The sequence below is a fragment of the Pradoshia sp. Z3_51 genome (assembly GCF_058215915.1).
In genome coordinates, this window is record NZ_JBZAJC010000002.1 from 46,787 (window position 1) to 59,677 (window position 12,891).

At 37.7% G+C, this 12,891-nt stretch carries 12 protein-coding genes; 9 read left to right on the top strand and 3 right to left on the bottom strand.

All coding sequences use genetic code 11. The annotated features are described in order from the left end of the window. Positions 1–20 precede the first annotated feature (20 nt). Positions 21–1,562, bottom strand: a complete 1,542-nt coding sequence (locus AC4BHA_RS03860) for a multicopper oxidase family protein (RefSeq protein WP_139891400.1) — start codon at positions 1,560–1,562, stop codon at positions 21–23. A 53-nt stretch (positions 1,563–1,615) separates the two neighbouring features. Between AC4BHA_RS03860 and AC4BHA_RS03865 the strand changes: the two genes are divergently transcribed. The 3 genes from AC4BHA_RS03865 (at position 1,616) to AC4BHA_RS03875 (ending at position 4,635) form a co-directional block, all read left to right on the top strand. Continuing rightward, positions 1,616–1,846, top strand: a complete 231-nt coding sequence (locus AC4BHA_RS03865; protein WP_139063792.1) for a hypothetical protein — start codon at positions 1,616–1,618, stop codon at positions 1,844–1,846. A gap of 41 nt (positions 1,847–1,887) precedes the next feature. Next, on the top strand, positions 1,888–2,427 hold the full coding sequence (locus tag AC4BHA_RS03870) for a PadR family transcriptional regulator (protein ID WP_066101271.1): 540 nt from the start codon (positions 1,888–1,890) through the stop codon (positions 2,425–2,427). A gap of 558 nt (positions 2,428–2,985) precedes the next feature. Continuing rightward, positions 2,986–4,635, top strand: coding sequence for a catalase (locus AC4BHA_RS03875; protein WP_490558190.1), 1,650 nt, complete (start codon positions 2,986–2,988; stop codon positions 4,633–4,635). A gap of 141 nt (positions 4,636–4,776) precedes the next feature. On the opposite strand, the gene AC4BHA_RS03880 is transcribed toward AC4BHA_RS03875, so the two are convergent. Beyond that, entirely contained in the window at positions 4,777–5,352 is a 576-nt protein-coding gene (locus AC4BHA_RS03880) for a hypothetical protein (RefSeq protein ID WP_490558191.1), read from the bottom strand. Positions 5,353–5,904: 552 nt separating this feature from the next. Here AC4BHA_RS03880 and AC4BHA_RS03885 point away from each other — a divergent pair. Further along, positions 5,905–6,420: a CueP family metal-binding protein gene (locus AC4BHA_RS03885; RefSeq protein ID WP_148629480.1), complete on the top strand. Its 516-nt coding sequence runs from the start codon at positions 5,905–5,907 to the stop codon at positions 6,418–6,420. Between the two features lie 220 nt (positions 6,421–6,640). On the opposite strand, the gene AC4BHA_RS03890 is transcribed toward AC4BHA_RS03885, so the two are convergent. Continuing rightward, positions 6,641–7,909 carry a hypothetical protein gene (locus tag AC4BHA_RS03890; protein ID WP_490558192.1) on the bottom strand — a complete coding sequence of 423 codons (1,269 nt, stop codon included), beginning with the start codon at positions 7,907–7,909 and terminating at the stop codon, positions 6,641–6,643. A gap of 240 nt (positions 7,910–8,149) precedes the next feature. Here AC4BHA_RS03890 and AC4BHA_RS03895 point away from each other — a divergent pair, with 240 nt between their 5' ends. From AC4BHA_RS03895 to AC4BHA_RS03915, 5 genes are read left to right on the top strand one after another with little or no spacing between them, the layout of a single operon-like run. After that, entirely contained in the window at positions 8,150–9,328 is a 1,179-nt protein-coding gene (locus AC4BHA_RS03895; protein WP_066101254.1) for a M20 metallopeptidase family protein, read from the top strand. An 11-nt stretch (positions 9,329–9,339) separates the two neighbouring features. Next, positions 9,340–10,149 carry a VOC family protein gene (locus tag AC4BHA_RS03900; protein WP_066101251.1) on the top strand — a complete coding sequence of 270 codons (810 nt, stop codon included), beginning with the start codon at positions 9,340–9,342 and terminating at the stop codon, positions 10,147–10,149. A 22-nt stretch (positions 10,150–10,171) separates the two neighbouring features. After that, on the top strand, positions 10,172–11,146 hold the full coding sequence (locus AC4BHA_RS03905; RefSeq protein ID WP_066101248.1) for an aliphatic sulfonate ABC transporter substrate-binding protein: 975 nt from the start codon (positions 10,172–10,174) through the stop codon (positions 11,144–11,146). 15 nt (positions 11,147–11,161) lie between these two features. Beyond that, entirely contained in the window at positions 11,162–11,929 is a 768-nt protein-coding gene (locus AC4BHA_RS03910) for an ABC transporter permease subunit (RefSeq protein ID WP_490558193.1), read from the top strand. A 17-nt stretch (positions 11,930–11,946) separates the two neighbouring features. Then, complete coding sequence (locus AC4BHA_RS03915) at positions 11,947–12,717, top strand: ATP-binding cassette domain-containing protein (protein WP_490558194.1); 771 nt, start codon at positions 11,947–11,949, stop codon at positions 12,715–12,717. Positions 12,718–12,891: the final 174 nt, after the last annotated feature.

The window sequence follows — 12,891 nt, forward strand, 5'->3', positions numbered from 1 at the left end:
ATTAAATGGGAAGGAATCCATTAATCTTCTTTATGTGGATCTATAATCATGTAAGGCCTCATCATGTCATAATCTTCATGTTCCAGAACGTGACAATGCCAAACATACGAGCCGCTATATGGAGAGAAGCGCATGATCAAGCGGGTAATCTCTCCAGGAGGGACAGCAACTGTGTCTTTCCAACCGTATTCATTTGGCTTTGGAGGCTGTGCAGGTCCAGTAAAGATAATGGTTCGATCCTCGTTATAACGATCCAAATCAAATGGCCGGCGATCGAGTATTTGGAATTGGATTAAATGGATATGAATTGGATGAGTAACGTTTGTAAGATTCATTAAGCTCCAAATCTCAGTCGTATCTAATCGTGGTTTTTCTGTCACTGGATCCATCCACATTTTATTATCGAGTAAAAGCAGAGTACGGCTGTATTGGTCGGTTGTACTTACTAATTTGAGGTTGCGAATGGCCGATATATTGTTGTGTTTTAAAGAGGGTACATAGGATAATCTGTTGGGAATATGGCTATTGTCCTGGCTGGAAAGTGGCTGATTTACCCTGAATTGAAGGATATCACCTGTTTGATCAGCTGGGTCTGTATTAGGTCCAAGATTATTTTTTAGCGTGATGGTTTTGCCTTCATATTGGCTAAAATCGACGATGACATCCATTCTTTCTGCAGGTTCAATTAGAATGCTGTCCATCATTACTGTTTTTGGCAATAAACCGCCATCAGATCCAATTTGATAAAAAGATTGTCCGGAATCAAGTTCCATTTGGTAACCGCGTGTATTCGAACCATTCAAAATACGAAAACGATATTTGCGTGGCTCCACTTCTAAAAACGGCCATACCTTCCCATTTACAAGAATAGTATCTCCAAGAAAGAACGGTCTGATGGAAGGGTTTGGTAAACCTTCTGCGGGATTATCCGGCTGGCTTGGATAAAATAAAGAGCCGTCATCGTTGAATGTCCGGTCCTGTATCAATAGGGGAATTTCAAAAGAACCGCTTGGCAGTTTCAGCGATTTTTCCTGTTCATCCCGAATAATATACATTCCGGCAAGACCAGCATATACATTCAGTCTGGTAATGCCCATGGCGTGATCATGATACCAGAGGGTAGCTCCACGCTGATTGTTTGGATATTCATATACTTTTCTTGTGAAAGCTTCGCCAACTTCCTTGAAATTATTTGTAAACCAGGCATCCGGGTATCCATCACTATCGGGACGGGTTTCGCTGCCATGTAAATGTGTAACTGTTCGAACCTCCGGCATATGTTCTAGATGATGGAATGTTTTATCGACAGGGAGAAAATGCTTGTCAGGAAGATTATTCTTCCATTTAACCTTTACAACCTCCCCCTGCTTGGCTTCTATAGTAGGCCCGGGATATTGGCTGTTATAACCCCATAAGCGAGTTGGCGGTAAATCTCGGTGTAGCTTTTGTTGAAACTCCTGCATTCTTACTTCATAATATGTTCCGCCTCGACCATTCTCCTTGGGATTCAGGGTTTTCATAATTTGGAGTGGATCCACGAACTTTTCCAGTTTTGGACTCATGTTGTCGGTCTCCTTTTTCACAATATACATTAGACTATGATGAACAGGATGGTTTGAAGTGGTCATTTGGACTAGTAAAGAGAGATAAATTAGTGAGAATAGCGGAGCGGCGATTGTTTAAAGAAAATGCATTAAAATTTTTAGCAATAAAAAAGGGAACAACAGACTGGCTGAAGTTCCCTGAATCTATTTATTTGAGTACCTTCCACAAATCAGTTCCAGTTGAGAATGATGAAGCAATAAATGAAACCGAAAATGAGAAGACTGCTGAAATGCCTGCTTAATTTTGCTAAAATAAAGATAATTATGCTGAAGGAGCTTAGAAATGGCTATCCAAATCTTTATATTAAGCAAACTAATGGAGGATAATAATTATCCTTATAAATTAAAAAAGCAGCTTTCAGAGCCAATTCCATTGGATCAATTAGGTGGATTAACAGAAAGCAAACTGTACTATCACTTTGAATCGTTGGCTAAACAGGGATTGGTTGAACAAGTTGAAGTTATAAAAGAGGAACATCGTCCAGATAAACAAGTTTTTGCGATTACGGATAAGGGACGTGAAGAGCTTCCTAAGAAAATATACAAACTGTTGGAAAATGCCGAGGATATCAGTGATATGGTAGTAGGTATTGCTAATATCAGGTATGTCGATCGTGATCGGGTTCTAACTATTCTTAACAAGAAATCAGAGCATATCCGTGCTCAATGGATGCATATTAAAGATTTTGAAAAAAAGGTTGAAGTAGACGAGGAAAACAAGAACCTTGTAGAGTTTATAGGGGAGTATGTGACTGCTAGAGTAGATCATACTATTTACTGGTTGGAAGAGTTAATCAAACAGATCAAACAGAGGAAAATATAAATTAACAGGAACTATATTTTTTTGAAAAATTACAAAAGATTTGGAGATTTTAAGGCACCACAAATGTTAGAGTCTACTAACAATTGTGGTGCCTTTTATATGCTGCCTAATAAAGTGTTGGCGATACCTATCTAGAAGGAGAGGTGTTCTATAAAAATGAAATATAGATTGGTCAGCTTCTCACCAATAAACTCCTATATTTTATTTCTACTAGAATTGGACACAAAGATTTTCTCATTTATAAAGGTACATATATTTATGGTTCTTTTATCTACTTCACAGAATTATCATTCACCATACAACATTAGATAACTGCTGTTATTAAAAATTCTGGTAGAAATATAGGATAAATTTCATGTATTTTTTTTGAAAAAAGAGGTTTAAAACTTAGAAATACCATATCATTTGCAATCTTTTTAAACTGTAATTTATAGTAATAATAGAAGTTGTTTATAATTATTATAGATTGAAATTAATTCCAAAGATGGTACTCCTTAATACTGTATATTCATCATACAGGGGTTATAAGGAGAGCTATTAAAAGAGGAGGTTTTCAGTATGGCAGAGAACAAAGATCATAATGGTTCAAAGAAAGAAGAAATGAAACGCGAGACTTTGACAACTCGTCAGGGCCATCCAGTAACGGATAACCAAAATATCCGCACAGTCGGAAATCGTGGACCTGCAACACTTGAGAACTATCACTTTATTGAAAAGATTTCCCACTTTGACCGTGAGGAAGTACCTGAGCGTGTCGTTCATGCTCGTGGTGCAGGAGCATTTGGATATTTCGAAACATATGGAAAAGTTGGCGATGAGCCAGTAGAAAAATATACTCGTGCAAAAGTATTTTCCGGTGCTGGAAAACGTACCCCATTAATGATTCGTTTCTCTACAGTGGCAGGTGCAAAAGATTCATCTGAAACAGCACGTGATCCACGTGGATTTGCTGTTAAAATGTATACAGAAGACGGTAACTGGGATTTGGTTGGGAACAACCTTAAAATTTTCTTTATCCGTGATGCAATGAAATTCCCTGATATGATTCATGCATTTAAAGTGGATCCAGCTTCAAACGTGGCAGATCCTAGAAGGATGTTTGATTTTGTTTCCCGCACACCTGAAGCAACACATATGATTACATTCCTATTCTCTCCATGGGGTATTCCAGCAACATACCGCCACATGCAGGGATCTGGTGTAAATACGTATAAATGGGTAAATGATAAAGGCGAAGCAGTGTTGGTTAAATATCACTGGGAGCCAAAACAAGGAATTCGTAACTTGACACAAGAAGATGCAGATTCTATCCAGGCTAAAACAACTGCCCATGCAACACAGGATTTATATGAAGCGATTGAACGTGGAGAATACCCTGAATGGGAGTTATATGTACAAATTATGGAGGATGATTATCATCCTGAACTTGATTTTGATCCTCTTGATGATACTAAACTATGGCCAGAGGACAAATTCCCATGGTTGCCAGTTGGTAAAATGGTATTAGATCGTAATCCGGTCGATTATCATGCTGAAATTGAACAAGCTGCCTTCGGTACTGGAGTTCTTGTTGATGGTATGGATTTCTCAGACGATAAAATGCTGCAAGGACGTACATTCTCCTACTCTGATACACAACGTTATCGTGTAGGACCGAACTATCTTAAATTGCCAGTGAATGCACCAAAAGTGCCAGTTCGCACTAATCAGCATCGCGGCCAAATGGATGTTCGCGATCCAAAAGAATCCGGAGATAATCCGCATATTAACTATGAGCCATCTATGGTTGGCGGATTCCAGGAAGCAAGTAAAGAAGAACGTCCGCAACACCGTCCAACATACAATGCTGCAGTCATGAGTGAACCAATTGACCGTCCTAACAACTTTGGTCAAGCAGGTGAAACATATCGCAGCTTTGAGGATTGGGAACGTGATGAGTTAATTAACAACCTATCCAATGCTCTTGCAATTTGTGATAAACGTATTCAAGATGCCATGGTGGAATACTTCACTCAAGCAGATGAAGAATATGGACGCCGTGTAAGAGAAGGCATCGAAATGAAAATGAAAGAATTAGCAGAAATGAAGGAAGAATCTGCAGTACCAGGCCGTGAAGCAGGTAAATCCAGATTCGGTCAAGGTACGGCAGCAGCAATGGAAGCAACAAAAGATGCTGTGAAGAAAAGCCATGAGGCTGATCCATATTAATAGATGGACTAAAAGAAACTGCCAGTCAATTTGACTGGCAGTTTTTTAATGACGATTTGTTATTGAAGCAATAGAAGTAGTTAGAGATAAATGATAGAAAGAGAGGATTCCCTTTATTAAATCGCCTTCCCAATATGATAATTAGGAACTTTGGTTTTCAGAATCTTCATACATATTTTCGTTCATATCTTCAATCAATTGCTTCAAGTCTTCCTGATGTCTCAATGCAGCAAAACGCAAAGAAGATACAAATAGAGGATAAATATAAGTGAGGCTGATAAATTCTAGATAATCATTGAGATTACTGGCCTCTTCGGGATCTATAGCCACCCCTGTTGAAATCATATAATCATAATCTTCTTCTGCAGCATAAGCGATTTCAAACATTTGGTGACCAGCATCATTATTAGCTTGTTCTGCCACTTTTTCCATTTCCTCCATTAAATAATCAATATTGACGCTTAAATAGAGGGCAGCTTGCGGAAGGAAATTATAATCAGCATAGAGTACTAAACAACCGTCTCCTTCACCTTCTTCCCAGATTGGATACAGGGTAGGTGATAATCCTGGAAAGGGAAAATCGGGTACTTCCTCAAAATGAAAATATGTTTGCTTAGCTCTTTTCCCATAGCTTACTAGATCTTCATAACTGATCTCTTCAGCCAGTTTTCCACTAACAGAATTTCCTTGCCCAGTTTTAATCATCGCTCTTTTCATTAGCCTTCCACTCCTTTGTAATTTGTTCGTTTATCCCTTTTTCCAGCGTGCTAATCATAGAAAATATTGAACATGTGTTTGGCAACAAATTAAAACTACTGAGGTGTTTATCTCTAGCTCATCTTTAAAAAGCTAAAAACTAACCTAAATAAACGTCATTTCATGGGATAGGAAGGAATGACTTTTTTAGTGATGTAGTATGTATTTTAAATTGATTGGCAAACTTATGTAAGATCCTCAAGGAGTACAGTCTAGCAGAGCAAGATTGCTAAGATTTGTATTCTTATTTGTTAATATATGTAATATTTTGACATCTGAGAAATCAAAGATAAAGAGAATCTACGAAAATCAATCAATATTTTGGAAAATATTTAACTAAAATAGATAGCATTATAAAATTGTAAAAGAATTGTTGGTATACGCTGGCTTGCAAAACCTTGTGAGGGCTCTTTCATTTTTTAAATGACTATAAATGTTAACAATTACAGAAATATAAATCTATTAGTATGTTAAAATATTCCTGTATAGAATTAGTGTACAGGAGTTGAAAAGATGAAAAAAGCTTTATTTATCATGATCAGTTTATGGTCCATTTTTTTGTTGATGGGATGTAATTCGGAAGAGGAAAGTAAAGAAGAAGGACAGGATATAAGGGAAATGGTTCAAGATTATAGTACGGGGAGTTTTGATAATGTCTCTGCGTCCATTACATCACATAAGTTAATTGTGAAGGATGATAAGGAGAAGTCTTATGATCTTCCTGCGGAAGAGTTTTTTGTTTCCATTGCACCCTATGTTAAAGAGACTCATCCATGTGAAATCCACAGTTTAACAGGCTGCCAGGGGGAACTGGTTAATAAGGATTTCAATGTATATATTCAAGATGAAGATGGCAAGGTCATTGTTGATGAAACCATGACTTCCTTGGAAAATGGGTTTATAGATATATGGTTACCACGGGAGAAAACATATCAGGTAAGAATTAACTATGGAGAAAAAACATCTGAAACGACGATTTCTACCTTTAAGGACGACAATACCTGCATTACTACAATGCAATTAATATAGGTGTCTATTCAGAAATATGTTTGAGATTAACTATACGCTGATTTTTTTATCTATACAAATATAAAAGTAGAGAGTGAACTAAAGGAAATAAATTGGGAATTACAACAAAAATTCAAAAAAAATCTACAAAGATTCCACCCCATAAGCAAAAGTAAAATCCGCCAATTTAAACGATGGGCGGATTTTTTATATCAATGATTTATCTATTTGGTTACTGTGCTTACAAATCATTTAACGAGATAATATCCCCGCTCGAGGCGCGTACTCCATAATGACAATCTAATAGTCCGCATAATATATATTTATTTTGCTGAGAATCAAAGACATAACGAGGTGTCAGCTCAAAATGATCTTTAATTTTTTGATAAGCTTCGTTTTTATTGACCAAAACTTCTTCTGAGCAAGAAAAATGACCAAATTGATCAATAAAAGGCTGATTATCCATGTAATTAATAGCTTGCAAACTCTTCGCATCAAAAATAATCATAAGCTTTCTATGAAAAACACATTTAGTGTCTTCTTGATTTAATCGTAATATTGCGTGGATGTATCCTTGATCACGGTGTAGAGTTTTCAGTCTCCAATTTCCTGTTTCATTTGAGTATACCTGGCGCAAAAATTCAGTGACCCCTACTATACATTTTTCTTCCTCAGCTTTACTAATTGGGAATGAATCCGGGCTCTGCTCATTGGATATTGCTTGCTCGATTGTTACATCCCAACTCAATTTAAGTTCCTGTCTTTCAAATGGTTTGAGGTTGGGTTCATCCCAATATATAGGTTTATTTATTTCTAAGGGTCTCATATCTTTGTTGAAATCTAATGGGATTACAGATTTCTGTTCATTTGTAACATAAATTTCCTCCACGCCATAAACGGGGATGAGTTGTTCCGATTCAAAGGATGGGAAATTGAGTAACTTTAATTGTTTCCATGCAAGGTGTTCTATTGATTCAAGAGATAGTGTGTATACTTCTTTCTTTATCATTTCATTGGGTGGAAATAGACCATGTTTAGAGTAGAGGGTGAGGTTACCATTATGATCTACAATCACTTTAATATGACCCGAGGGAGAAAAATATATATCTTCAAAGAATGCTTCAAAGTTAAATTCCCCATTTTCTTCTTTATGCAATTTAAAGTGCTTCCCATATGACAAACCAGTTTCTTGTTCAATCCAGTTTACAACGGTGTCTCTATTAACTTCAGTAAATCTAAAGCCGTTTGCATAAGAAATGTCACCTACAAAAATTACTCTCTCATATCTTAGGCTATTAATATCTAATTCAATAACTGCTGTGCCCTCAGGGTTAAGTTCTTCTTCCTCTTGTTCCTCCACATGATTAGGAAACCACTCCATTTCAAGAAAATATACCGTCTCATTTAAGATATTTAACTTGCGAGATAATGAATGTCGTTTCAAATAATAATTATCCAAACCAAATTTAGCTCTGGTAGAATCAATTAATTCGTTTATTTTTATATTCATATTTTGCACCTACCCCTTTATAATCAGAACGCATATTACCTTAATTATACAGAAGAGTGAGCTTTAGGTTATAAATTATTAATTCTTCGATTATTAGTAATAACAATAATTCATACAAAACATAGCTAATTAGTTGGAATTGACTATTGACGTAATGTTTGGATAAATTGTAAGATTATTCTTAATCATTAATTTGATAGCTCGGATTTAAAAAATTTAAGCAGTATTTGAGGTGTTCAAATGACAGAACGATTTTATGACCAATTAAGTAAAGATTTTGAGGAAATGGTTTCCTGGAGGAGATATTTACATCAAAATCCGGAATTGTCATTTCAAGAGTCCAACACTGCTAAATTCATTGCAGATAAGCTGCGAAGCTTTGGGATCAACGTGAAGGAGCAGGTTGGAGGAAATGGAGTGATCGGTGTTATTGAGGGCAATCATCCGGGAAAAACCATTGCTTTCCGAGCTGATTTTGATGCTTTACCAATCCATGATGAAAAGAACGTTGAGTATAAATCAAGTGTTGACGGAGTCATGCACGCTTGCGGTCACGATGGACATACATCGGCTTTACTTGCGGTAGCGAAAGTATTAAACAATCATCGCAATCAATTAAAGGGGAAAGTAGTTTTATTATTTCAACATGCGGAGGAGAAGCCACCAGGCGGTGCAAAATTTATGATAGAAGAGGGTGCTTTGGATGGTGTGGATTTCATCTTTAGTGGGCATCTTGCGACTGATTTGCCTGTGGGGAAGATAGCAACAAGACCGGGTCCTGTCATGGCATCTGTTGACGCATTTAAAATCACCTTGCAGGGGGTAGGAGGGCATGGTGCAAGACCGCATCAAACCATTGATACTGTAGCAATTGGGAGCAGGTTGGTTACTAATCTGCAGGAGATAGTCAGCCGCCGTGTTGATCCAGTTGAACCGGCTGTTGTAACGGTTGGAAGCTTCCATGCTGGAAATGCCTTTAATATTATTGCAGATTCGGCCGTTTTGGAAGGAACTGTTCGCGCTATGAACTCGAATGTTCGTCAACAAATCGAGTTCGAAATTCGTGCCATTCTGGATGGGATGAAGGTTGCTGATAGAATTGAGTATTCATTAGAGTATATCCACGGATATCCAGTCCTGGTCAATCATAAAGAGGAAGCCTTATTAATTGAAAAATTAGTAAAAGAAACGATTTCTTTGGATGCCTTTGTTGAAAAAGACATCGTCCTTGGAGCTGAGGATTTTGCTTATTATCTGGAAGAGAGACCAGGGGCATACTTCCATGTTGGAGCACATAATGAACAGGCAGAAACACAGTTCCCTCACCATCATCCGCGATTTGATTTTGATGAAAAGGCATTGCTGCAGTTAAGCCGTATTTTTCTACAATTAGCTAATCATTATTTAGTAACAGACTAGGGGGAAGATTTATGTTTCAATTTGACCATCTTGTTCACTTTGTTAATAGCCCAGTAGAGGCAATAGAGCAGTTTCGCGATGTTGGCTTACACGCTGTTGAAGGCGGTAAGCATGAGAGTTTAGGTACATATAATTCTCTTAGTTATTTTGATTTAAGTTACATAGAATTGATCGGTGTTTATGACAAAGAGGCAGTAGTATCTTCCTCTGGTATGAAATATAGCTTAAGGGAAACATTGAAGAACGATCAATTCGTAGAAGGATTATCAAGGATCGCGCTGCGTTCCAATGATTTAGAAAGTGTTGCGGAGAGGTTTCGTCAACATGGATTGGATGTATATGGGCCGCACCCGATGAGTCGAAAAAGACCCGATGGAAGTGTGGTCAGCTGGAAGCTATTATACGCAGGGAAACAGGGAGCAAAACTAGATTTACCATTCTTTATTGAATGGGATCAAAAAGACGAAGAACGCAAACAGGATTTAAAAGATCGATCTGTCATCGCAAAGCATGAAAAAGGTGACATTCATTTATCATACGTAGGATTTGCTGTTCAAAAGCATGATGAAACAGCGAAAAAATGGGCTGAATATTTAGATTTGCAGGAAGGAGAAACCTTTATCGATTCTTCATTGAATGCTACTGGAAAAAGGCTGCATGTAATGGGTGGAGATATTGTTTTATTTAGCCCGAATGGAGAAGGCCGTGTATCCGACATTTTAAATAAAAGAGGAGAAAAGCCATTTTTAGTCCAATTTAGCGGTGCCGGACAGGATGAAGAGGTCCAAATTTCAAAAGCAATCTATAGATTTTCAAAATAAATGAAGATAAGGGTGGGGACCTATGAAAAAGCGTACATCAAACTACTTAATCGGAATTCTATTACTGGTTGGTGTATTATTCATCACTGGATGCGGAAAAGAAAGTTCAAGTAACGCTTCAAAAAATGGAGATAAAGAGATTACGATCGGCTATCAAAAAGGGAATACACTACATATTTTAAAAGAATCTGGCTATCTGGAAGATACCTTGAAAGAAAAAGGGTACAAAGTGAAATGGGAAATGTTTACACATGGCGGAACATTGTTAGAAGGATTATATGCCGGTGCCATTGACTATGGACACGCTGCTGACGGATCCGGAATCTTTGCTCAAGCCTCCGGTAAACCACTTGTATATGTAGGGGCAGATGCACCAAATCCTGAAGGTGTTGGATTGATGGTTTTAAAGGAATCAGGGATTACTTCGATTGAACAGTTAAAAGGAAAAAAGATAGGGGTTTTAAAAGGTGGTAATCATCATTATTTAGCGGTACTGGCAATTGAAAAGGCCGGTCTGTCGGTTGATGATGTGGAGTGGGTATATCCGGAGGATGCTGCGCAGGGAAGATCCATTTTTGAAACGAAAAAAGTGGATGCTTTGGCATCCTATGACCCATTCTTTGCTGCTGCTGAAGTTGAATTAGATACGATCACATTTACAGAAAACGTGGATTATCAATATCCCAATCGTACGTTCTACTATGCAACGCCAGACTTTGCGAAAGAGCATTCAGATTTAGTTGATCTTATTTTAGAAACTACGGATAAATCAGACCAATGGGCAAATGAAAATAAAGATGAAGTAGTCAAGATTATGTCCAAGGCATTGGGGATTGACGAAAAGATCGTGAAAAAGCAGTTGGATCGTCGAACATTCGGAGCAACGAAATTAACTCAGGAGATTGTGGATACACAGCAAAAACAAGCTGATAAATATTTTGAAATTGGTTTGATACCGAAAGAACTCGATGTTTCTAAAGATATGCCAATCAACTAAAAAGGAATGAAGACAATGAATCATAAAATAGTTAGGAATATTGAGCCCTGGATTATTCCAGTTATCATCCTGATTGTCTGGGAAGTCGTCGCCAGATTAGAAATTGTTAATGCTTCCCTTTTTCCTGCCCCTATCAGTGTATTAATTAGTGGTTGGGAGTTACTCGCGAGCGGTGAATTGGTCACTCATATTGGGGCAAGCTTAGGGCGCGCTGTTGTTGGGATGGTGATTGGCGGACTAATCGGTTTTGCACTTGGTATATTTAATGGCCTTTCAGATCGCTCCTATCGTTTAACAGATACGAGCATTCAAATGCTACGCAATATACCGCACTTAGCATTATTGCCGCTCGTCATTGTTTGGTTGGGAATTGACGAAGGTGCAAAAATATTTCTGGTTGTATTAGGTGTGTTGTTCCCTGTCTATGTTAATACATTCCACGGCATTCGTAATGTGGATCCAGGACTAGTTGAAATGGGGAAAATGTATAAATTAAAGGGATGGAGATTATTTAAGGAAATTCTTCTGCCTGGTGCACTTCCTTCCATCTTCGTTGGTTTACGATATGCTCTCGGTGTAATGTGGTTAACCTTAATCGTTGCTGAAACAATTCCAACACAAGTAGGAATTGGCTATTTAGCAACGAATGCAAGGGAATTTATGCAAACGGATATCATTATATTAAGTATTGTAATCTATGCGTTACTGGGTAAACTGGCAGATATCATTGCCCAATTAGGTGAGAAAAAAGCGCTGAAGTGGAACATAAGCTACAACAAATGAAGGAGGAGGTGGTAAGAGTGAGTAAGCTGGCAGCTGTAAAGTGGGAGAGTCAGAAAGAAATAGTTAATGATCAGGCGATTCAGATTGAAATCAATGATGTTAGCAAGCAATTCGGTGACAAAGAGGTATTAAAAAATATACAGCTAACCATTGAAAAAGGAGAGTTTGTAGCCATCATTGGGAAAAGTGGAAGTGGAAAAAGTACGCTTTTAAGACTTGTCGCAGGACTAGAGACTTTAACAAGCGGAGAACTGCTATTTAATGGAGTAGCATCCAATCAATCAACTGCCAATGTGACGATGATGTACCAGGATTCAAGATTGTTGTCATGGAAAAACGTTGTTGATAATGTAGGGCTCGGTCTTGATGGGAATTGGCAAGCAAAAGCAGAGGAAGTGTTGGACGCAGTTGGCTTATTATCGTTCAAGGATCAATGGCCGTCTACATTATCAGGAGGACAAAAACAACGTGTCGCTTTAGCGCGTGCGCTCATTTATGAACCATCTTTGCTCATGCTGGATGAACCATTAAGCGCTCTTGATGCATTTACAAGGATGGAAATGCAAAATTTAATCGAAACCCTCTGGCAACGAATTGGATTTACTGCTTTACTCGTCACTCATGACGTAAGAGAAGCAATTCGTCTGGCAGACCGGATAATCCTTATACAGGATGGTTATGTATCAATGAATGTAAAAGTCGATGCACCTAGACCGCGACAATTTACAGACAATAAGTTAACGTTATTGGAGGATAAGGTCCTGCAGCGAATTATGCAGGGGGAGTAGAAATAAAGCACGTCATTATTTTGGGGAATAAACTTGAAGAGATAAACGGTATAATCAAACAACTAAAATGTAGAACAATAAAGAATTTATAAAAATGAAATTATATTGCTATTTGATGGATCTCCCCAAAAGTTAAAGTTGGATTCTAACTTTTGGGGGTCATTTTTTTGGAGA